General features: G+C 40.9%; 23 protein-coding genes and 2 pseudogenes. 4 read left to right on the top strand and 21 right to left on the bottom strand.

Annotated features, from left to right (window positions below):
• Positions 1-16 precede the first annotated feature (16 nt).
• On the bottom strand, positions 17-2,188 hold the full coding sequence (locus V7K62_RS02195; RefSeq protein WP_334861212.1) for a hybrid sensor histidine kinase/response regulator: 2,172 nt from the start codon (positions 2,186-2,188) through the stop codon (positions 17-19).
• A 497-nt stretch (positions 2,189-2,685) separates the two neighbouring features.
• Here V7K62_RS02195 and V7K62_RS02190 point away from each other — a divergent pair, with 497 nt between their 5' ends.
• On the top strand, positions 2,686-3,612 hold the full coding sequence (locus tag V7K62_RS02190) for a cobalamin-binding protein (protein ID WP_334861210.1): 927 nt from the start codon (positions 2,686-2,688) through the stop codon (positions 3,610-3,612).
• 363 nt (positions 3,613-3,975) lie between these two features.
• Here V7K62_RS02190 and V7K62_RS02185 read toward each other — a convergent pair whose 3' ends face one another.
• From V7K62_RS02185 to V7K62_RS02175, 3 genes are all read right to left on the bottom strand, one after another.
• A complete protein-coding gene (locus tag V7K62_RS02185) occupies positions 3,976-4,278 on the bottom strand; it encodes a TMEM165/GDT1 family protein (protein ID WP_181928888.1) in 303 nt (100 codons plus the stop codon).
• A gap of 50 nt (positions 4,279-4,328) precedes the next feature.
• Positions 4,329-4,757: a TMEM165/GDT1 family protein gene (locus V7K62_RS02180; protein WP_334861472.1), complete on the bottom strand. Its 429-nt coding sequence runs from the start codon at positions 4,755-4,757 to the stop codon at positions 4,329-4,331.
• A gap of 101 nt (positions 4,758-4,858) precedes the next feature.
• Positions 4,859-5,209: a YkgJ family cysteine cluster protein gene (locus V7K62_RS02175; protein ID WP_334861208.1), complete on the bottom strand. Its 351-nt coding sequence runs from the start codon at positions 5,207-5,209 to the stop codon at positions 4,859-4,861.
• 218 nt (positions 5,210-5,427) lie between these two features.
• Here V7K62_RS02175 and V7K62_RS02170 point away from each other — a divergent pair, with 218 nt between their 5' ends.
• Both V7K62_RS02170 and psb30 read left to right on the top strand, forming a co-directional pair.
• On the top strand, positions 5,428-5,964 hold the full coding sequence (locus V7K62_RS02170) for a hypothetical protein (RefSeq protein WP_334861206.1): 537 nt from the start codon (positions 5,428-5,430) through the stop codon (positions 5,962-5,964).
• A gap of 248 nt (positions 5,965-6,212) precedes the next feature.
• Positions 6,213-6,356 (top strand): photosystem II reaction center protein Ycf12/Psb30, encoded by a 144-nt coding sequence (gene psb30, locus V7K62_RS02165; protein WP_334861204.1) that lies wholly within the window; start codon positions 6,213-6,215, stop codon positions 6,354-6,356.
• A 50-nt stretch (positions 6,357-6,406) separates the two neighbouring features.
• Here the strand turns inward: psb30 and V7K62_RS02160 are convergent, their stop codons facing one another.
• The 16 genes and pseudogenes from V7K62_RS02160 to V7K62_RS02085 all read right to left on the bottom strand — a co-directional run bounded on the left by V7K62_RS02160 (position 6,407) and on the right by V7K62_RS02085 (position 21,001).
• The gene (locus V7K62_RS02160) at positions 6,407-8,503 is read right to left on the bottom strand and encodes a single-stranded-DNA-specific exonuclease RecJ (RefSeq protein WP_334861202.1); all 2,097 of its coding nucleotides are present in this window, start codon (positions 8,501-8,503) and stop codon (positions 6,407-6,409) included.
• A gap of 82 nt (positions 8,504-8,585) precedes the next feature.
• Positions 8,586-9,011, bottom strand: a complete 426-nt coding sequence (locus tag V7K62_RS02155) for a hypothetical protein (RefSeq protein WP_334861200.1) — start codon at positions 9,009-9,011, stop codon at positions 8,586-8,588.
• A 122-nt stretch (positions 9,012-9,133) separates the two neighbouring features.
• Positions 9,134-9,403 (bottom strand): type II toxin-antitoxin system RelE family toxin, encoded by a 270-nt coding sequence (locus tag V7K62_RS02150; protein WP_334861198.1) that lies wholly within the window; start codon positions 9,401-9,403, stop codon positions 9,134-9,136.
• Entirely contained in the window at positions 9,372-9,596 is a 225-nt protein-coding gene (locus V7K62_RS02145) for a hypothetical protein (protein ID WP_334861196.1), read from the bottom strand. The genes V7K62_RS02150 and V7K62_RS02145 overlap by 32 nt, the downstream gene beginning before the upstream one ends.
• Positions 9,597-9,984: 388 nt before the next feature.
• Complete coding sequence (gene pstB / locus V7K62_RS02140) at positions 9,985-10,812, bottom strand: phosphate ABC transporter ATP-binding protein PstB (protein WP_334861194.1); 828 nt, start codon at positions 10,810-10,812, stop codon at positions 9,985-9,987.
• A 50-nt stretch (positions 10,813-10,862) separates the two neighbouring features.
• The gene (gene pstA / locus V7K62_RS02135; RefSeq protein ID WP_334861192.1) at positions 10,863-11,762 is read right to left on the bottom strand and encodes a phosphate ABC transporter permease PstA; all 900 of its coding nucleotides are present in this window, start codon (positions 11,760-11,762) and stop codon (positions 10,863-10,865) included.
• 5 nt (positions 11,763-11,767) lie between these two features.
• The gene (gene pstC / locus V7K62_RS02130) at positions 11,768-12,709 is read right to left on the bottom strand and encodes a phosphate ABC transporter permease subunit PstC (RefSeq protein WP_334861191.1); all 942 of its coding nucleotides are present in this window, start codon (positions 12,707-12,709) and stop codon (positions 11,768-11,770) included.
• 49 nt (positions 12,710-12,758) lie between these two features.
• A complete protein-coding gene (locus V7K62_RS02125; RefSeq protein ID WP_334861189.1) occupies positions 12,759-13,760 on the bottom strand; it encodes a PstS family phosphate ABC transporter substrate-binding protein in 1,002 nt (333 codons plus the stop codon).
• A gap of 72 nt (positions 13,761-13,832) precedes the next feature.
• A complete protein-coding gene (locus V7K62_RS02120; RefSeq protein ID WP_334861187.1) occupies positions 13,833-14,990 on the bottom strand; it encodes a sulfate ABC transporter substrate-binding protein in 1,158 nt (385 codons plus the stop codon).
• Positions 14,991-15,370: 380 nt separating this feature from the next.
• On the bottom strand, positions 15,371-15,589 hold the full coding sequence (locus V7K62_RS02115; protein WP_334861186.1) for a type II toxin-antitoxin system HicB family antitoxin: 219 nt from the start codon (positions 15,587-15,589) through the stop codon (positions 15,371-15,373).
• Between the two features lie 120 nt (positions 15,590-15,709).
• A pseudogene (locus V7K62_RS02110) lies at positions 15,710-15,964 on the bottom strand (type II toxin-antitoxin system VapC family toxin); the annotation flags it as partial.
• A gap of 165 nt (positions 15,965-16,129) precedes the next feature.
• Positions 16,130-16,267: pseudogene (locus V7K62_RS02105) on the bottom strand (type II toxin-antitoxin system VapC family toxin); the annotation flags it as partial.
• An 11-nt stretch (positions 16,268-16,278) separates the two neighbouring features.
• Entirely contained in the window at positions 16,279-16,554 is a 276-nt protein-coding gene (locus tag V7K62_RS02100; protein ID WP_334861184.1) for a hypothetical protein, read from the bottom strand.
• Positions 16,555-16,781: 227 nt separating this feature from the next.
• Positions 16,782-18,035 carry an exonuclease SbcCD subunit D gene (locus V7K62_RS02095; RefSeq protein WP_334861182.1) on the bottom strand — a complete coding sequence of 418 codons (1,254 nt, stop codon included), beginning with the start codon at positions 18,033-18,035 and terminating at the stop codon, positions 16,782-16,784.
• A gap of 69 nt (positions 18,036-18,104) precedes the next feature.
• A complete protein-coding gene (gene cysH, locus V7K62_RS02090; RefSeq protein ID WP_334861180.1) occupies positions 18,105-18,830 on the bottom strand; it encodes a phosphoadenosine phosphosulfate reductase in 726 nt (241 codons plus the stop codon).
• A 581-nt stretch (positions 18,831-19,411) separates the two neighbouring features.
• Positions 19,412-21,001 carry a DHA2 family efflux MFS transporter permease subunit gene (locus tag V7K62_RS02085; protein ID WP_334861178.1) on the bottom strand — a complete coding sequence of 530 codons (1,590 nt, stop codon included), beginning with the start codon at positions 20,999-21,001 and terminating at the stop codon, positions 19,412-19,414.
• A gap of 293 nt (positions 21,002-21,294) precedes the next feature.
• On the opposite strand from V7K62_RS02085, the gene V7K62_RS02080 reads away from it, so the two are divergent.
• Entirely contained in the window at positions 21,295-21,888 is a 594-nt protein-coding gene (locus V7K62_RS02080) for a TetR/AcrR family transcriptional regulator (RefSeq protein ID WP_334861176.1), read from the top strand.
• A gap of 122 nt (positions 21,889-22,010) precedes the next feature.
• Here the strand turns inward: V7K62_RS02080 and patD are convergent, their stop codons facing one another.
• Positions 22,011-22,364, bottom strand: coding sequence for a heterocyst frequency control protein PatD (gene patD / locus V7K62_RS02075; RefSeq protein WP_334861174.1), 354 nt, complete (start codon positions 22,362-22,364; stop codon positions 22,011-22,013).
• Positions 22,365-22,367 lie beyond the last annotated feature (3 nt).

The raw sequence follows: 22,367 nt of genomic DNA, 5'->3' as shown, positions 1-22,367 counted from the left end.
GTATTTTTATGACCAATTAACTCAAATATCGCATCAGGATTGACTCTAGCTGAACTATCCGAATCGGCTTGAGAAGGTAGTCATTAGCACTACCTGGCAGCATGTTAATTTCCTCCTCTAAAGGTTCGCTAAAGGTCATCATTACAATCGGTAAATTTTCCCAATCAGGCTCTTGTCTCAGGATATTCAGCAAATCCCAGATGCGAACATCCCTTACTAACTGGAAATCAAAAAAAACTAAATCTGGTTGGAAGTTTTGCACCTGTTTCAAAAAGTCGTTACCATTATCTATCCACTTGACTTGGTAGCCAATTGTGTGTAGATAATCTTGCAAGACTGTGGCAGTGTTTTCCTCTTCTTCTACAAGCAAAATAGTTTTATTTGTGGGGAAGGTAAAATTTGCTCCCTCATCTGCCTCATCTCCCGAATGCACTGGATTTGGTAGAAACAGAGTGAACTGACTACCCTCTCCTAAAGTTGATGTCACGGTAACATCTCCACCATGTAAACGCGCTAATTTGCGTGTCAAGGCTAAACCCAAACCAGTGCCTTCATACTGCCGATTTAACCTACTGTCAAGCTGTTTAAACGGTTCAAATAGAAATTGAAACTGACTTGAGTCTATACCAATGCCAGTATCTGAAACTGTAAACGTTATCCCTTGCGGTACTTTTTTGACTACCAGCGATACCTGACCGGCTGGGGTGAATTTAATGGCATTGGTGAGCAAGTTGAGTAGCATTTGCTTGATGCGCCGCTCATCACCAATACAAATATCCGCTTCTAGATCAATTTTATGTGTGAATTGCAATCCCTTTTCTAAGGCGCGATCGCGCACTGTCCAGATGGCATAATTACATAAATCTGACACTGACAAAGGTGACAGTAACAGTTCCTCTTTGTCTGCTTCTACCTTAGATAAGTCAAGGATATCGTTAATCAGTGCCAGCAGATGTTCACCACTACTATATATACAACTTACATATTCGTTCTGCTTTTCATTGAGAGAGCCAACTATTTCTTGTTGCAGCAATTGCGACAAACCCATAATCACATTCAGAGGCGTCCGTAACTCATGGCTCATGGTTGCTAAAAATTCACTTTTTGCCCGACTGGCGGCTTCTGCTGCTTCTTGAGAGGCACGTAGTTTCAATTCTGTTTGCTTGCGTTCAGTAATATCCTCAATCATCGCTAGAAAAAACTCAGGTTCACCATTGCTGCCTGGTATAACAGAAACTGAGATATGAGTCCAAACTAAGCTACCATTTTGATGCAGGCAGCGTCTTTCCATCTCAATGCGATCGCTTGCAACAAGCTGTTCCTGATGTATGGAGGGTTGGAATCCGTCTCTGGAAGTTTTTTTTAAGTCTATGCTAATTCCTGATATCAGTTGTTTGTAAAGTTTTAAATCCCCCCTTTCTGTGGAAATATAATCTGTAAAGTGCTTGCCGTATAGTTCTTCTCGGCTGTATCCTAAAATCTCGCACAGTGCCAGATTAGTATCGACTATCTGCGCTTTCATATCTATAAGTCCGATGCCGATAGAAGAACGCTCAAAAATCGCCCGGAATTGCGCCTCACTGTGTGGCTGTACTTCCTGTACGAGGTTTCGCTCGTTCGCTTCTATAGCCAGCGTCACGAAATCTGCAATCGAACCAACAAAAGTCTCTTCTTCTAAAGTCCATTGGCGGCCTTCGCCTATGTGTTCGTGACACACTACGCCTAGCAAATGACCCTCTAGCCAAATTGGTGCAATCAGTAGGGATGTGATGCCTAATACTGAAAGATAAGACTCAGATAATTCTTGGGTTCTTATATCGTTTATGGCATCATCCGCAGCAATACTACGATCCTCTTCTAAAGCTTGGAAATAAGCTGGATAATTTGTTTTTAAAAGGGAGTTACCAAAGGTATGCTCCTTAGTGCTTACATTATATAAATCGATGCATTCGATTTTTGAATGTTCTTGATCGTATAACCATACCCCAACTCGCTCTACTAACAGCGTCTGAGCAGCAGTTTCTGTGATTTCCCTCAACACCGCTTTGAGATTACCTTGCTGAAATGTCTTGCTTCTTGCCAGTTGCACTAGCGTCTGGCTTTGTTTTCGCCGACTATTTTCTCTGATTTTTAAAGCCTCTTGGGCCTGGTTGTGCTCTGTAATATCTCTAGCCGACACCACCTGCATTAGTTGCCCTCAAGAAGAAATAATTTGGACTTGCAGTTCTACGGAAAAAATAGAACTGTCTTTGTATAACTACAATTACTTGGTATGGCTTTTCATAACCGGAAAGTATAATTTTTCTAATTAAATTTTATAATTTTGGCTAATGAGTTCTAAGCTAGATTTTGCTCATCACTTCTGTTACTTCATACCAGTGATTTTTGCCAGGGTATAATTAACATTTAAAAGAATTCTACTATCAAGTAATTCCACTATTAAGTAAAGATACTGTTAATTAGTATAATATTTTGAATTGATGTCTGGCGACTGGTGACTGGAAAAAATTTTTCTTAATCCTTAATCTTTAATTCTTAATTCTTAATCTTTAATCCCTAATCCCCAGTTAAATTTCTTGCTTAGTGCTGACTACCAAAATACCCTTGATTCTCCTAGAGAAAGATACCTAATGACTCAAATTCTGCCAAAATTAAGCTAATGGCAGCTTTTGCGGAGGTGGAGCGATGACAAATAATGATGTGAGAATTGTTTCTTTAATTCCCAGTGGAACAGAGATTTTAGCGACATTAGGATTGGTTAATGCTATTGTGGGGCGATCGCACGAATGCGATTACCCTCCAGAAATCCACAGTCGCCCCATTTGTACCCAAGCACGTTTAAACAGTGATGCCACCAGCGGCCAGATTAACCATGAGGTGAACAATTTATTGCAATCTGCTCTTAGTATTTATGAAATCAAAACAGATGTTTTAGAGCAATTGCAGCCTACTCACATTCTTACTCAAGACCAGTGCGATGTTTGTGCTGTCAGCTTACAGGAAGTGGAAAAGGCAGTTGCCACACTCATTGACAGCAAGCCCCAGATTATCTCTTTACAACCCAATAGTCTCCAGGATATTTGGGCTGACATTCAGCGAGTTGGCAACACCTTTGGCGTAGACTCGGTAAAAATCTTAGAAAATTTAGAAGCTCGCGTCAAAATTTGTCAGCAAAGAAACCAAGGACTTTCTTTAAACGAACTGCCTACTGTCGCTTGTATCGAGTGGACTGATCCTTTGATGGTTGCTGCGAATTGGATTCCTGAATTAGTTACCTTAGCAGGAGGACAGTCTCTATTTTGCACTACAGGTCAGCCTTCTCCTACCTTGCCGTGGGAAACACTGTTAACAACGAATCCAGATGTAATTGTTTTTATGCTTTGTGGCTTTGATTTAAATCGCACTCGCCAAGAAGCTAATTTGTTAACTAAACGTCCAGAATGGGAAAAACTACACGCTACCCAAGCTGGTAGGGTCTACATCACTGATGGCAATTCTTACTTCAATCGTCCAGGGCCACGACTGGTAGATTCTCTAGAAATTTTAGCAGAAATTTTGCATCCAGAAATTTTTCAATACGGCTACAAAGGAACTGGTTGGGAACCTTTATAAGCAAGAATTCAGAACTCAGGAGTCAGAATTCAGTATGAATAGGAGGATGTTTGAAAAGTCCTTAGTGATGTATCAAATACTCTTAGATCCCCCTAAATCCCCCGATAAATTGGGGGACTTTGATTCCGTTTCCCCCCTTTTTAAGGGGAGCCAGCGCGGTCTTCTCTACGAGACGCTGCGCGATGGGGTCTCCCCAAGTAGAGCGACTGGCGTGGGCTAGGGGGGATCGATAAGTACCCGGACAGAAATATTTACACATGAGGTTTAAGACTGGATAAGGGTTTCAGCTCAAAATTTGTGTAATTAATTTTGTCTTACTACTTAAGTGCCTGATATCACAGCCGACCACTTTTCAAACAACCTCTAAGGTGTTTGTTCCGAATCTGCCGATGGTTCATTGTTAAATAACAGCAGGCGTGCAGCAAGGATGGCAAATCCGACAGCTGCGATCGCTTTTAACACGCGTGTAGGTAATAATTCGGCTACTGCACCCCCTGCTAATGATCCCAACAGGCTTGTCAACAGCAATGCACCTGCTGCACCAAAAAATACTGCACGTGGAGAATTACAACGCCCTGAAAGTGCGATCGCTGCTAGCTGACTTTTGTCACCCAATTCTGATAAAAAAACTGTAATAAAGCTCAGTCCTAAAAGATGCCAATCCATATAATTAAGGGGGAGATGAGGGAGAATAACTACTAACTCCTAACTTCTAACTAACCTTGAAATACATCCCAAAACAGCATTAGGGAAATCACCAACAACATCACACCTGCTGATTTTTCTACAGTTTTCGGGCTGAGTCGGCTGGCTATCCAGCTACCTAAAAGTACACCTAATAAGCTGGTGGTTATTAGCGCCGCCGCAGATCCGATAAATACTACCCACGGCGAATGAGATTCTGCACTCATTAACAGAGTGGATAGCTGAGTTTTATCTCCAATTTCTGCTAGAAAAATAGTTACAAACGTTGTAGCAAAAACTACTAGCGCTGATTGCTGCTTTTCAGGAGTATCGGCAATTACAGGCTGAACTGACGGAGCGATCGCAGGAGTTAAGTTAAAATCATTGCTGTCTTTCAGTTCTAGCTCGATCTCAGACTGAGATATGCCAGAAATCTCCAAAGGTGCAGAGTCAAGTTTCACAGGCAGTAGTTTTGGTTGCTGGGTTGCTTTCATATTTCTATCATATTCTCAGATTGTTGTAATAAATTGCAACCCACAGACTAAAACCAGCAGTGGGAGTGTCACAGCCCTACAGCTTGATTGAAGCGTAGTATTTCCAGACTGCGATCGCCATATACTCCCTCTATTTGCTGGTGACAGCAGTCAATGGCAAAATCGTTAACTTCTTCTGGTTGAACCCCATACATGTCTTGAAACACTTCTGATTCCACACGACAGAAGCGAGGACGATTGGCGTAGATGCGACATTCTCGCGTGGTATGGTCGAAATTAACGCACCATCCCCCTTCACCTACCATGCTGAGGTAGAGTTCTAGTTCTGGTGGAGAGAGATACTCTTCCAAATCTGGACGCTCTGCTGGATCAAGATTACAGCAGGCTCCACATTGCTTTACACATTGCCAAGTTGACATTTTGGATTAGGGAGTGGGGACTGGGGATTAGACATCTCCAAATTAGTAATATTTTATGGTAAAAGAATAGAAAGATGAGTTTTTGAATGTTGCAATTGCTCCTGACTATTAAAAGATAGGTCAGTGTTAACCAAGATTTAATATTTTGTTACTAAAAACAGCAAATTTATTGAGATGATTGTATAGAAAGATTTATTAGCTTCTGGGATTCGTTAATTATGAAACCTAATTTAGAAGATATTTCTGGCAATTTTCCCCGCCGTCAAATTATTAAAACTGCTCTTACCTTTGTGACTGGCTTGACTACGACATCATTGGTCTCTTTTTTCATGACCAAATCCCCAAAGCCAGCACAAGCAATTGTTGTGCAACGACCAAATGAGTTTGAGCTTGAGGCTCAAGGTACTCACATCAAGTATTCAATTCTCAATCAAGTTCCACAGCTTGATTACAGAACTAAGAACATTTATGAGCATTTCACTGGTGATCAAATTGAGACATTAGCTACTGATATCGGTACACTAATAACGGTAATTATTAGCAAACCACCAAACCCTGACCTGGGAGGAAATATAGTCAAACTGAGCTTCCTCTTACCAATTATCAACCTAGCTATTGGGAGTCGAGAAAGTCCTGTCCAAACCGAAGCAATTTTAACTACTGAAAGAACATCAGGATTTATCCGTACTCCCTTGTTTGGACAATTACAGTCATATCAGACTATAGTACTCCGGGGAACCGCTAGATATAGATAAGGGCTAATTTTTGAAATCAGGTCATGTCAATTGATTTTTTATTGCTTGTGAGAAATCCGGGATTGGGGATTGAGAAAAATTTTCCCAGTACCCAGCCCCCAATCCCTATATTTTGCGTTTTTATATCTTTTGTTATAATTTTGTTAAGTAAATTAAATATAACAGACCATAGCCAGATATGATCGATTTCGGGCTTTGTAATTAAGTTATTGAATTTTTTTAAGACAATTGAGAGGAGAAAAGGAAAAATGTTTGACGCTGCATCTGACTTGTTTAACGCTTTTACCAGTATCAATTGGGAAGTTATCTTCCAATTGCTGTCCGTGGCGCTAATTGTGATTGCTGGCCCAGCAGTAATCTTTGTGCTGGCATTTCGCAACGGCAACTTATAAGAGTGCTGAGTGCTGAGTAGAAGAAAATTTTGGAATTTAAAACTCATAACTCATAACTCAGCACTCAACACTGATAACGCCTGAAGAGCAGCTTGGATAATATTGTCATACTGTGGTTGAGAAATATCAACTTGTTTGGCGTTTTGACGATTAGTGCCCAGCAAACCAATTATATGTCCTGGCTGCATGGCTAATACTTTACCTTCAGAATTTTTAATTCTTAATTCTGCTTCAATACCGTTTTTATAGAAACCACAAGTATAATGTCGCTGGTTGTACTCAAAAGTTGTGCTTGATTGGATAGGTGGCAAAGCAAAAAATTGTTGAAGCTGAATTGGCAGTCTGACTCCTATTAACTCTAGCTCGATGGTGGTGTTACCGTTAAAGTAATTTTCTCGCAGTTTGTAAGCAATATCGACTCGCGATGGTAGGTGAAAATAGTCGCCCCAACGCCAGGCGATCGCTTTAATTTTATACTCCTGATGATCAATAGTTTGGGCAATTGTCAGTTTAATGTGACCCTTACCAACAATTTTTTGCTCAACCACTTGGACATTAGGTGTCCAGAAAACTGGATCGGGGTTGTCCATACCGCAGGGGTGTAGAGCATTAAGCTGTTGATAAAGCTGCTGATTGATGTGATTAAGGTTGATTTCGGCATCAATTTTCAGCAGAGGTTTGAGATGCTGAGGTTCAAGACACTGGTTAGCAAACTCAATCAAACGCGATCGCAACATCTGTAAATTCTCTGCTGGTAGAGAGAATCCCCCGGCTGCTTTGTGTCCACCGAATTTGCCTAATAAATCGTGACAATATTCCAAAGCTTCAAACACATGAAACTCTGGAATTCCTCGTGCTGAACCGCGTATGTGTTCCTCATCCTCATAAGTACCGATAAACACGGGAACGCCATAGCGTTCCACCAAGCGGGAGGCGACAATCCCAATAACGCCGTGATGCCAATTGGGTTGAACAACAACTAATACACGGTCAAGTTGTAGAGACGCCACAAATTCTGTCTCTACAAAAGCGATCGCTTCTTGTTCAATTTGCTCACACATTAGCTGACGACTGGCATTTGTTTGTTCACACTGCATTGCCAGTTCCAGCGCCACCCCCATATCATCTGTAGTTAGCAATTCAATGACAGTCTGGGGATTACCAATCCGACCAATAGCATTAATTCGCGGCCCCAGGCGAAAGCCGATATCTTCAGGCTTTAACGATTTTGGATTTTGGATTTTGGATTTTGGATTGGGGATTTTCTCCTCTGCTCCCTCTCCTCTGGCCTGTACGCCACCTACCTGAATTAATGCCCGCACCCCAGGTAAGTTGGATTTGGGTAAATGCTGTAAACCACGTTTCACCCAGCGGCGATTTACGCCAGTTAAGGGAGCTAAATCTGCGATCGTTCCCAGTGTAAATAGTGCTAGCATCGGCTGGATTAAACCCTTAGTCTCCCCTAACTGTTGTGCTAGAGATACTGCCAAAATGTAGGCAACACCAACACCAGCAACACCCCGATAAGGTGAGGATTCAGCTATTAGTTTAGGGTTGAGAATAGCGTTAGCTGGCGGTAATTTTTGGGGGAGATCGTGGTGATCGGTGATAATAACTGCAAGACCAAGTTCTCTCGCTCTAGCAACTGGTTCAAATGCAGAGATGCCATTATCTACAGTCAGAATTAGTCCTACACCTTCGCTGTGAAATTCTTCTACTATGCGTTTATTAATACCGTAGCCTTCGTGCATCCGACTGGGAATAGCATAATCTACCTGTGCGCCTAAAGTGCGGAGACTACGTAAAAGTAGAGCAGTGCTGGTCATCCCATCAGCATCGTAGTCACCACAGATAGCAATTTTTGTTTGAGAAGCGATCGCATTTTGCAACAGCTCCAAACTAATCGCTAAATCTGGGAAATCTTCTAACGGCGAAGGCAAAACTAAAGACTCTGGATCTAAAAATGCTTGTACCTGTTCTGGTGTTTCCATACCCCGATTAATCAATAACTGGCTGACAATCGGGGAAATATTTGTCAAAACCGCCAAATTTTGGGCAAATTCTGGTTTTTGCAGATAAATCTGCCAGCGCTGATTAGGTAAGCGCTTGCGAGGTTTTGAGAGTTCAGATACAGGTCGGTCTAGCACAGTATAAAGTTAGGATTTTTTAGTTATGAGTGTTGAATTGAAAGTTGTTTCTTAACTCATAACTAATAACATTATTTGCTATCTAAAACACGTTTATCCTACCATCATCCATAATATATAACGAGCGATCGCCTGGAGAGCGCAAAGTCGGACGGAGTTCAAGCCGCAATGTACCAAAGTTAGGTTTCGAGACAATTGCTTGTAGTGATAAACCTGTTTCACTCCAAAATATCAGAGATGTATTTGGCTCCGTACCGTCTATTTGTTCTAGATTTAATTTCTGCCCTGGACTCAAGGATATTGCATCAGTCCCGGAGGGTTTTTGAATTTTAATCAGGTTAGGTGTGCTATTTATAACTTCAACTCGGATGTGTTGCCCAGGTGTAAACTGAATTGGGTGCGACCCACACTTAGAGGCACAAGTTCGAGCTAAAGTATTACTGGGATTATTGATTGATGCAACTAGAATAGTAGCTGCAAGTAAAGCAAATGACAGAGGCTTAAACATAATACACAGTATAAGTACTAAACACAAATACTACCTTTATTTAGCACTATCAAGCCTCAGTATATTTTCCAGAATTACTTTGGTAATTCCCAGTTATTAAATTACTAATTACGAATTATTTATTATAAACATCTCCTCTCGGCAGCGTAAATTTCGATGTCTTTGGAATCAATATCGACTGTAAAAATAATTTTGTTTTTACCTATACGTAGTCTGTAAAATCCCTCCCAATCACCTTTCATCTTTTTGATATCTAGTTCTGTAAACGGGATAATGCCTTGATCTTCGACAGCAATAACAATTCGCTTTATTTGCTCCCGAATATTTTCGACATCTTCGGGATTTGCTTTTTCTAAAAATTTAATCGCTTTTTTGCGAAATTTTATTGCCATATCTTACCCAATCGGTCATATCAATTAGTTCATCCTCAGCATCATCTGAAGGTATACCAAATTCGACTTCAAGTTCGCGTTGCTCATCATCATTTATGTAAGGAATAAGAATTTGGCAAAGGCGAAGTCTTTCTTCTTGCAGAACTTCACGCATAGTTTCTTTAATCAATGCTTTTAATTCTTGAATTTCCATTGTATGCCGTTTATTTATGGTTAGATGTATATATATTAGCTAGTCTCAGCTTGTACGGGTGGGAATTTATGCGAAAATAGGAAGGCTGCAAAAGTTCGGGGAGGTTTTCCAAACAATAGCTCCTTTGCAAGTTATTTATATACAGTAGTATAGCGTTTCCTAATCACATGAGGTACGTCATAGCCCCCTCTTCGCTTGCGGGGAGGGGGTTGGGGGTGGGGTTCTTGTATCTCACTCAACTGAGAACCGCTATATAAATTCCAGTAGACAGAAGTATTTTGTAAGGGGACATTGAGTTGACTAGATTTAGATGAAAGGGAAAGGTTTTGATAATAGTCGCTCACAACTGAACTTAGTTTTTACCTTTCCCTTATGCTGTGATGCCTCTTTAACCGAAGCGTCCACTGATATAATCCTCAGCTTCTTTAGTTTGAGGAGAACTGAACATTTGGGCTGTAGGATTAAACTCAACTAATTTGCCACGACGTTTCCCATGCTCATCAATTTCTGTATTGAAGAAAGCCGTGAAATCTGCCACTCTCGAAGCTTGCTGCATATTGTGTGTCACCATAATGATGGTGTATTGCTCCTTGAGTTCTAAGCAGAGTTCTTCTACTTGGCGGCTAGAAATTGGGTCGAGAGCAGAACATGGTTCATCCATCAATAATACATCTGGCTTCATGGCGATCGCACGCGCAATGCAAAGCCGTTGTTGTTGTCCGCCAGATAATGCAGTCCCCTTCTCTTTGAGTTTATCCTTGACTTCATCCCAGATAGCAGCGCGTCTGAGGGAATCTTCCACCAATTCATCAATGTTACCTTTGTAACCATTAGCACGGGGCCCAAAGGAAATATTTTCGTATATTGACTTGGGGAAAGGATTCGGTCTTTGAAAAACCATTCCGACTTGGCGGCGTAATTTTACAGAATTTATCTTAGGATCGTAAATATTGCGATCGCGATAATTCAGTCTACCCTCAACCTTAGCACCAGGAATTAAATCATTCATCCGGTTGAAGCAACGCAATAAAGTACTTTTACCACATCCTGAAGGCCCAATAAAAGCAATAATTTGTTTATCAGGAATCTTCATGTAGACATCTAAAAGTGCCAGAATCTCCCCATAGTAGACCTTCACACCTTCAACATTGAAAACGCCATTATCTTGGTCGATTGTGGCACTATCTGATTTACTTCTACTATTGCTATAAGTCATTTTGCGTATCTCCAAATATCTGTAGATGTATAAATTAGATATTTAATTATCTAACGTATTGAGAAGCGTTGCCGAATATAAATTGCTACACCATTTAAAGCTAAAATCAAGAGCAACAACGCAATAATAGTCGCTGCTGCTGCATTAGCAAAACCCGGTTCAGGACGAGTGATGTAACTGTAAATTTGAATGGGTAATGCCATAAATCTCTGGAACAAACCAGGGTCAAAAGTGAGAAAACCTACAGCCCCGACAACAATTAGAGATGCTGCATCACCAATTGCACGAGATACAGAGATAATCACCCCTGTCAGAATACCGGGAATAGCATAAGGTATGACATGACTGCTGATAGTTCGCCATTTAGTAACACCTAATCCATAAGAAGCATTTCTCAGAGAATCTGGGACGGCGCGAATTGCTTCTCTAGAGGTGACAATAATTACTGGCAAAGACAACAAAGATAAAGTCAATGCACCAGAAATCAAAGCGGGCCCAAACCCAAGCAGATAATTGAAAACTCCTAAACCTAGCAATCCATAAACGATAGAAGGTACACCAGCCAGATTACTGATATTAATCTCAATAATCGCTGTCCACCAAGCTTTAGGTGCATACTCTTCTAGATATAAAGCAGCTCCGACGCCAATAGGAACAGTTACCAAAATCACAACAGTTCCTAATAGAATACTGCTGATAATTGCAGGACGAATGCCACCTTGGTCAGCAAAACGAGAAGGAGTTTCGGTCAGAAAGCCGGGTGACAAAAATCTACCTAATCCGTCTTTAAAAATATCAAAAATTAGCAATGCTAGGATAAATAAACCAATCAGTAATCCTAACAAAAAAATTACTTCAAATACTTTTCCTAATGTCTCTCTACTTTCAACATTATCGGTAAATTCTGCCGTAGAATCTAGAGAACTATTTGGTTGATAACTTGTAGCCATACTTATTAATCGTATTTTTCTTTAAAGCGATTTGCAATCCAGTAACTGACAATATTCAAAGCTAGGGTGATTATAAACAGAACAGCACCTACAGCATATAATGTTTTGAAATTTAGACTACCACGTGGACTATCTCCTCCAGAAATTTGTGCCATGTAAGCTGTCATTGTTTCTATTGATTCGGCAAAATTAACAGTCAGCTTTGGCTGTAGTCCGGCGGCGATGAGGACAGTCATTGTTTCACCCACAGCGCGAGAAATACCCAATATAATTGAGGCGATAATTCCAGAAAGCGCAGCTGGTAAAACTACTTTAAAAATAGTTTCTAGTTTAGTGATACCTAAAGCATAAGATCCTTCTCGCAAAGAGCGGGGAACTGCTTTAATAGCATCTAAGCTGATAGAACCAACAGTAGGAGTAATCATTACTCCCATCATTAACCCTGCACTTAAGGCATTAAATATTTCCAGAGGGATAATATTCCGTAGCAATGGTGTGACGAATAACAGCGCAAAGTAACCATATACTACTGTAGGTATGCCCGCCAAAAGTTCCACTGCTGGACGTAAAACTGCTGCCACTTTTGGTTGAGCATACTCACTCAAATAAATGGCAGAGGATAAACCCAAAGGAATAGCAACTGCCATTGCAATAGCTGTTGTTAAGAAAGTGCCATTAATCAAGGGCCAAACGCCAAAATGTCTATCTGCAAATAGAGGTGTCCATTTCGTATCAAGAAAGAATTCAGCAAAGGAAACTTCTTGGAAAAAACCAAATGTCTCCTGAAAGATAATTACAACAATCCCAAAAGTAGTCAAAACCGAAACTAAAGCACAAGCGAATAAAATTAAGCCAACAATCTTTTCAGAGATATCTTCAGATGGATTTTTATCCAGTGACTGTCTAGATAGTAGATAAGGATCTTCTTGAGAATTGAGATTTTGCATAAACAGCTAAGTTTTAACTACACTGAGACTACAATGATTCGCATTTCATTTAAATAAAGTTTGTGATTGGTTCACCTGGTTTTGCTTTTTTGAATTTTGTCCCAGTTTCACCAGTAGCAAATTTTTGTTTGACTTTGACGTAAGCTTCATCTGGTAATGCCACATAACCAACACTATCTACCCACTTCCAAGAATTTTCTAGATAAAAATCTACAAATTCTTTAACTGCTGGCTTGGTATCTAAGGATTTTTTACTGACATAGATGAACAGGGGACGAGACAAAGGTGTGTAGATATTTTTGATGACATTATCTACAGGAACTGGCTTTTCACACTTTCCGGTGGGACTTTCTACAGCTACCAGATTAAGTTTTTCTTGGTTTTGAATGTAGTAAGATATCCCGACATAACCCAAGGCTGATACATCACCGGATACACCTTGTACTAGGAGGTTTTGATTGTGACTGGGAGTGTAATCTGTACGGCCATTCTTCGCTTTGCCAGTAACAGCTTGAGTCATATAATCAAAGGTTCCAGTATCAGAAGCTGGAGCATATAGCTTCAGCTTCTGATTAGGGAATTTGGGATTAACTTGATTCCAAGTCAAGATTTTACCATCTGATTTTGCGCCCCAAATTTTGCCTAGCTCTTTAATAGTTAGACATTTGGCGAAGTTATTTTGACGGTTAGCAATCACGGCGATGCCATCTAGAGCTATAGGCAATTCAACAAATTCAATATTCTTGCTTTTACATTTTTTTATTTCTTCGTCTCTAATGGTACGAGAAGCACCAACAATATCAATATCGCCAGCACAAAACTTACTGATACCACCACCAGTCCCACTTGAGGCAACACTAACTTTAGCTTCAGGTTTAACCTTCTCGTATTCTTCTGCAACTGCTAAAGAAACAGGAAAACCTACAGCAGCACCATCAATACTCACCTGACTTTTTAATTCTTGTCCGCTGTTACAAGCAGTAATACTGTTCGTAACGAGTATTAAAGATGTGAGAAAAAAGCTATTCTTAAATCTGCTATGAAAGCTCATAAATTATCTATTGAGATAAAGTGACTTGGCTATCTACAAACTGTAGAGAATGCAGCATGAAACAAAGAGATATCATGCTTTACTCGCAGCTTGAACTTTGTCAAAAATTGCCCCATCTCCAAAAAACTTGTTCTGGATAATATCCCAACCACCTAAATCTTGAGATGTAAATAAAGTTTTAATTGGCGGATATTGTGATGCTACTTCTTGAGTAACGGTGGGGTTAACAGGACGATATTGTAATTTTGCAAATTCCCGTTGAGCTTCTGTCGAGTAAAGAAAATCAATAAATGCTTGTGCAACTTCTCTTGTACGGTGTTTATCAACGTTTTTATCAACTACCGCTACAGGATTGTCAATGGAAATATTGACTTGGGGTACAACATAAGGCAACTTCGTTCCATTTTTCGCTGCCAAAATCACCTCATTTTCGTAGTTGATTAAGACATCTCCCTCACCTTTTTGGAAGAATAAATCGCTAGCTTCACGGGCATCTTTCGTTAGAATTGGGGTGTTCTTATAAACTTTGGTGACATAATCTAGCGCTGTTGCCTCATCACCACCTGTTAAAGTCACCGAACCCCAAAAAGCCAAGAATTCCCAGATAGCAATACCAGAAGTTTTTGGGTTAGCCGCAATCACTTTCACGCCATCTTTTGCCAAGTCTGCCCAAGTCTGGATGCCTTTGGGGTTGCCTTCGCGAGTGACGATCGCAGCAACCGATCTACTCACAATACCACTTCGCGGAGCTTTGGTTTCCCAACCTGATTTAATCAAACCCGCAAGAGCAATTTTACTGACATCGAGGGGAAGTGCCAAATGTACTATATCTGCTTCTTGGGAACCGTTAATGACAGCAGCCGCTTGAGCGCCAGAACCACCATAACTTTGCTCAAATGTGACATTTTGGTTGTGTTCTTGCTTCCACTTTTCGATAAATTTGGGAATTATCAGGTCATGAGCGGCTTTGGTGACAGAGAATGAAACGAGTTTTAACTTAACATCATTTTTGCTAGCTGAACTGCTTCCAGAACAGGAGGCAACGGCTATACTCAAAAAAATACTTATAATAAACAGACTTACAAAGCTTTGGATACTGCGTCCATTCAACCAACTTCTAATTGCGTGTTGAGATGACAGTTGTACAGTCCGCAAGGCTTTCATGACATAAGACTGTATCCCCTCACTCAAGAATTTACTTAATTGTGTTGGTTGTTGCGACTTGCTCATTGGAATCACCCCTAAATCTACGGTATTTCTACATGGATACCGTGATTATGAGAATTATAGGGTATATAGAATAATATTTATCATCTGACTTCAATTTTTTTTACCAAGGCATTTCACAAAACGGGTTTTTCTTTGGGAAAGCGAAAACATCCGATTGCATTAGTACATAATATTGGCTAAAAAATATGTGATGAGTAATACAAAACAGTAGTGGAAACTCGACTTTCTTTAGCTACTAAAGCTGTTTAAAAAAAAAGTAGCCGCACCATAGCATCTTGAATATCATATTTAGCGATCGCACTCATTACTGAATCAAGATATGCTGGGATTTAGCAATGCGATCGCCCCTATTGTGAGAAAATATAATCTTGGGAATTGACTTATATCTCAACTGCGACTCGTTGAATACCAACAAAGTCGAGTGAATCCTGCTGTTCTTCCTCAAATTCTAAACAAAGTTCAATCGCTTCTCTAATGCGTTCCACTAACTCATCTAAAGTTTTAGCTTGCGGATGACAACCAGGAAGATTTGGGACGCAAGCAACAAAGTAGCCATCTGCATCTCGTTCGAGAATTAGATTAAATTCTCGCTTCATCATCAACTTCCCTGAATTTATAGATAGTATATTCTCTGATTATTGAAAGAGCGATCGCTCCTGATGTGAGAATATATAATCAAGCGATCGCTTACTTGTAGAAATACTCATATAGCCTTTTTGCGACTCTAACCAATTCTCTAATTGCAAATTAGGTATATTTTCAAAATCTTTGATATTGTTCGTAACCAAAATATCATTACGAGAACGGACAACAGCAGCAATTAGTGCATCTACTTCTCCTGTTGGTCTACCAATTTGCCTCAATTCACTTTGGATTTTACCAAATTCTCTGGCAGCATCTATATCAAATGGCTCAATGGATAATAGTTCAGTTAGTTGTGCTAGTGTTTCTAAATTTTTCTCAACTTGTTTAGAGGATGTTTTAAAAGTGGTCGGCTGTAATTTTAGGCACTTGTTGATCCCCCCAACCCCCCTTAAAAAGGGGGGAAAGTCTCTAAAAGTCCCCCTTTTTAAGGGGGATTTAGGGGGATCTAAAACGTTTTGCTACCGACTGGAGGACTTTTAAAACATCCTCTTAGAACAGTAAACACCTTTGTAAAGTTCTGAAACTACTATTGTAGATAGATAGCATTGGCTGAAATAGCGATTAAATATAGCTACTACTTTGGGATTGCCGTTAAGCAATGAAATGCAAATATTAGTATCTAGAAGATACATTATTCTTTCTTCTATTTATCTATTGAGTCTATACCCCTTCCTTGGGAAGTATGACGTTGCTGGTCAATTTCAGCAAAGATATCGATTAACTCTGGTTGTTCTTGCCAAGTTCCAAATAATTTATTCAATTTTGCTAGCTTTTCTTCATCTGTTAAGTCTAGTTTTTCTACAACAGGTTTAGTAGAAGTAAGTTCTAGATTAACGATTATTTCTGCCCCATCAGGAATACTGTGAATTTGCTCTAATAATTCAATAGTTTGACCGCGTTTGATTCCTCTAATTTTCATTGTCTGCTGACTCCTGTAATCACTACTATTCAAATATCAGACATTTTTCCATTACTTAATGGTAACTAATATATAGAAATCGTATTTGATGTTTGAAAAAACTCAGTACACATCTATTCGCTTCCCGTGGCAATCATCCCAAAGTTGGGTTTATCGGTATATGAATTTCCTAACAAATAAGCAAGAATTTGTAGAATTGTTAATTACGAATCACGAATTATTTTATCCTACTCATTAGTTGCTGCTTTCAGCCAAACTTCCACATCATCTGCTAGCAACTTCTGGGCAGCATCCATCATTGATGCTGCTATATCTTTGAGGTCTTCGCGATTGTTTAGGTAAGTTTTCAAGGCTTCCATTGGGTCGATGCTACTACTTGCACTCAATTCAGGAATCCGGGGTCTGGCTAATTGACTTACTAATTCTGCTTGAATGGTGTAGGTGTGAGCGGGACTTAAAGCAGTATGTAGAGAAGAACTGTCAATTAAATCCATCTGTTCGGAGCAGAGTTTGTAAATTAGCCGCACTACAGCATCTTGAATATCATACTTGGCGATCGCTTTCATTAACACCGCTTGCGGATCATCTGCTTTTGAGATATCCACCTCAATGGTTTGGAAAGTCCGAACTGTTAAGGGACAAAATTCCCACTCAGCGCTTCCCCGCTCAAGTTCCAGCATTACATAGCCTTTGTCTTCCTTTTCTTCGCTAAAATCTACCCGCTCAATACTGCCTGGATAAATCACCGGTGGGTTGTTAGATTTATTCAGATTTTGATGGCGGTGGACGTGTCCCAACGCTACATAATCAAAACAAGGTCGCGTCAGCAAAGATAGGGGTAGAGTAAAGCCTTTACCTACTGCCAAAAAGCGTTCTGCGCCCAAGGTAGCATTGTCAGCCATCAAGTGAGCCAAAAGGATAGTAGGCACATCGGGGTCAAGACGGCGGACTTCCCCTTCTAGAACAACTCGCAGACGTTCCGTTAATAGTTGGTTGACTTCCGCCAAAGATAAACCTTCAGTCTCTTGGCGAGTCATCAAGGTCGAACGAGTCAGCCAAGGCAGGGTAATTACTTGCACTTTGCCATTACGGGTTTGGATGCAGTGCGTAGTTAATGTATCACCGACAACAAACCCTGGCACTCCCAAAGTGCGGTAAATATTTAAACTCGCTCCTCCCTGTCCTTGGGAATGTTGGTCATGATTGCCCACCAACAGCACTGTGGGAATATTGGCATCCATCAGACGGCGAAACTGGCTAGCAAAAGCTTGTTGTACATAAGGCGGTGGTGTAGCATCCGGGAAAGCATCACCACCAAATATCACCATATCGACGGTATCTGTGAGCGCTCGGTCAATACATATAGACAATGTATTGACAAAATCCTCCAATCGTGTGTTTAATCCCGTTGCCGGATTAATTCGTCCGTGGGAGAAGCCGCTTCCCATGTGGATGTCGGAGAGGTGGAGGATTTTAATCATATTTGTCCTTAGTCATTAGTCATTAGTCATTTGTCTAAATACTAATGACTAATGACCAATACGTAACAACTAAATATGAATTCCACATTCTGTTTTATCACTTCCCCGCCAGCGTCCGGCGCGTTCGTCTTCGCCTTCGCCTACTTTGGTGGTGATGGGTTGGTCGCCGATGCTGGGATAACCTTGGTCGTGGAGGGGGTTGTAGATGACTCCATGTTCAGCCACATAAACCCAGCTGTCTTGACGTGTCCAGGTAGCTATAGGATTTACTTTCAGCCGACCTTTACCGTCTAATTCAAATATGGGCATATTCGCACGGGTTACTGCTTGATCCCGTCGGCGTCCGGTAATCCAAGCGATGCTGTTGAGTTCATCTAGACCCCGTAGCAGTGGTTCAATTTTTGTAATGTGGTGGAATTTGGCAATATCCGTGTCCCAAAGTTTGTCGCCGTATTTGGCTTCAAAGGCTTCGCGGGTGTTTACGTCGGGAGTTTTGAAAGTTTGCAGATCGAGGTTGTAGATTTGTATGGCTTTGGCTACTAATTCTAGGCTTTCAGGGAAGTGGTGCAAAGTGTCGAGAAAGATCACAGGAACGGGATGCTTCAGTTCACTGTAAAGAATATGGGTAATTATCATGTCATCCACGTTAAAGGCGCTTGTTTGCACCAGTCCCGTTGGGATATTTTCTATAGACCATGCCAGTATTTCTTTGGGAGTGGCAGTTTCAAATTGCTGATTTAATTTTTCTAAGTCAAAAGCGATCGCTTGGTTTCTAGATGCCGTGGAGACTGTCATGATAATCTTCTATTCAAATATTTTTACCTTGCTTGATATTGATCTTATCCTATAAAGGCCCGTATTCCGCTCGGAGATAAGGTAATCATTTTGTTCGGAAATTACTACATTGTGGGAATCGGGACAAGAAGAATAACCATACCCAATGCCCAGTAAGAATTATTACATAGAGATAAATAATAGTATTTACTAAGAAAGTTTACGGGAATTTAAGTTTTACACTACTTTCATGCATATTTATACTGATTTTGATATGGTTAAGTAACTATTAACAAAAAGGATTTACTTAAATGAACAATTCAAAATCCCGCAGTCCATTAAGCGAATCTATAATTATGGGCGCTTTAATGATGTTAACCAGCGTTGGAATTATTACAATAATGAACTTTTTCTAAGATCAAGATTTCTAATTTTAGCAATAAGACTTCACATAGTCCCACTCAGTTTTGAGTGGGACTTTTACTTTTTTTGATCGAGATAAATCCGTGTGTATTAACTTTCTTCTGTGACTGCCGACAGAGAATCGTTTAAAACACGTGTTTTTACGTAGTTTTGTCATCAGGGAATTTCTTACCTTACCTTTAGTGACCGACTGGCGCTTTCGCTCCTGCGCCGCCTTTACCCAGAAATAGCAACAGAGGTAATGAGCAAAGGAACCCTACCCCTACCACTCGAAAGCAATCTGCGTAAGACAAAACCGCAGATTGAATATCTACTGTTTGACTTAATAAAGCTAGTGCTTGTTGTTGAGCCGTTGTCGCATCCATACCTTGACCTTGGAGTGCCCCGTTGAGGGCATCGAGGCGCTGACTGGTTTCTGGGTCATAAGGACTAAGTTTTGCTAACAGGATGGCTCGATGAAAAGCTTCTCGTCGGTCAAGCAAAGTGGTGAGTAGAGCAATGCCAATGCTACCACCGAGTTGTCGGGTAAGGTTGTAGAAACCAGAGCCGGCAGAAATATCCTGTTTGGGTAGCGGGCCTAAAACTGCCAAACTCAAAGGCAGAAACATCAATACAGTAAAAGCCCCACGCCATACCAATGGCCAAAATAAATCATCTATGCCAGTTTGTGGGGTAATTGCTGCTAGTTGAAACATGACTCCAGATGATCCGACAGCGCCCATTGCAATTAAAAATCGGGCATCAATTTTATTAGACAGTTTGCCTAATAAAACCATAACGATCGCAGACGCTAAAGCACCGGGTGCTAACAATAGTCCTGTCTGCGTTGCCGTGAAGTGCAGCACACTCTGAGCAAATATCGGCACAGCAAAGAGTGTGCCATAAAGTCCCATACCCACCACAGCTGAGAGAACGCTTCCCGCAGCTAAAGAACGGTGACGCAAAACTCTCAAATCTACAGCCGGGTGATCTGTTTTCAGTTCTCGCCAAATAAACAACCCTAAGCCGATAATACTAGCGATCGCCAACGTGGTGATGAAACTGGAGGAAAACCAGTCGTCTGTCTCTCCTTCCTCTAACAAAGTTTGCATACAGCCAATAGCAATCACCAAAAACCCAATCCCGAACCAATCGACGGCTTGACTTTGTGTCTCGCTCTTATCTTTATCTTTGGGCAAAAATGCCAAGGACATCGCCACTGCAATGATCCCGAAAGGAATATTCACAAAGAAAATCCAGCGCCAGCCCAAACCATCTACCAAGAATCCCCCTAAAGTTGGGCCGATGGCTGGGCCAGAAATTACACCTATCCCAAAAACTGCCTGTGCGAATCCCTGTTCAGCAGGTGGAAAAGTCTCGAACAAAATCGCTTGGGCTTTAGCTAGCAACCCGCCACCACATAAACCTTGAAGAATTCGAGACAAAACTAGCATCGGGAGATTAAATGCCAACCCGCATAAAACCGAGGCCAGGGTAAAGCCAATCAACGAAAAGATAAAGTAGGTTTTGCGTCCAAAGTAATCTCCCAGCCATGCAGATAAGGGAATTAAGACGACATTAGCGATCGCATATCCAGTTACCACCCAGCCTACTTCGCTGACAGTTGCACCAAGGCTAGCTTGCATATCCGTCAGGGCAACGTTAACAATACTGGTATCAATTACTTCTAGAATTGCACCCAGAGAAGCCGTCAAAGCGATCGCCCACTTCAATGGGCCGTGGACATAACCAAATTGGTCAAAACTAGAAGGTTTAATGTTGGTAGCCATTATTTAGCACAAATAATATTTGGGAGATGTCAAGCAATGCCTTAGTTGGGTTACTCCAAAGCTAAAATTAAGTATTGTATATATACGCTACGGTAGCGTATCATATAAAAATGGTCAAGAGAGTTTTCCATGAAAAGTGGCAGAAATACCTATGCTAAAGATGGATGGTCATTGCTGCTGTTTTAGTGCATGAGAATTGGGTTATGAGGCTTATTTGTTTCCCAGAAGCTATGTTCTATGCCCAAAAGTAAGAGTAAATGGCCAAAAAGATATTGCTTGGGGATGATATTTTTATGAGTAAGCAAATCAACAGCACCTCTGGACGCCCACGCAGCATCCAAGCCGACCAAGCTATTCTGCAAGCGACTTTAGACTTGCTTGCAGAGGTAGGATATGAAAGCATGAGTATAGAAGCGATCGCTGCCCGTGCTGGAGTTGGCAAAACGACGATCTATCGGCGTTACACTTCCAAAGAAGAACTAGTTGCAGACGCGATAGAAAGTTTGAGGGATGATTTAGCGATCCCCGATACTGGCAGCTTTTGGGGAGACATGGATATCCTGATTAATAATGCCGCCAAAAAAATAGATAGTCCCCTTGGTCGTCAGACACTGGCGCTGATAATTAGTACAGCGTCTAGCAATCCTCAGTTTGCCGAAGTCTATTGGACAAAATATACAAAATTCCGACGTGAAGCCTTTTCTCAAGTACTTGAGCGTGCCAAGTCTAGAGGCGAAATTCACAATAATGCAGATGTAGACCTAATTATCGATCTTGTGAGCGGGTCACTATATTATGCACTGATCTTTAAACCCACAACCGAGCCAGTAGAAGCATACATGCGCCGCACCATGAATCTTCTGCTCAAAGGTATTAGTGCTGGTTGAAAGAGAATGGGAAGAATTCTTATAACTTCTAACTCCCCATTCCCAACTTGTTACCAAAATAACTTTCCAGTATAGTTCATAAATGAGATGATGGAGAAATTAGAGAAAAAGGTGAACAATTGTTATTTTTCTCCCTCCGCTTCTGGTTGCAGAATAGCATCACAGTATTGAATGAGGGTTGTCAAGCGATCGCTAATCGTTTGAAGTCTCGTTTGTACAGTAGATGCTTGCCGCGCTCCTTGGAAAAACATCATATCTATTGCCAACAGGCGCAATTGCTTGCTCATCTCTGTTTGATAAGACTGCACTCGCCAGTTTTCATCAGCCAAAGGCACAATCTCTTGCCCGAAAAATTGCTGCAACGTGGCTACACGTTGCCGCAGTTCGAGTGCAACGAGTTGGGTAGTTGTGGCATCGGAGCGTAATTGCTCTAGCAAGTTTACAAATGCTAGATATTTCTCACGGTTTAAAGACATCCA

The organism is Nostoc sp., assembly GCF_036917935.1.
Lineage (GTDB): Bacteria > Cyanobacteriota > Cyanobacteriia > Cyanobacteriales > Nostocaceae > Nostoc.
The sequence above is the reverse complement of the archived record's forward strand: the minus strand, read 5'-3'. Positions and strand labels throughout refer to the sequence as shown.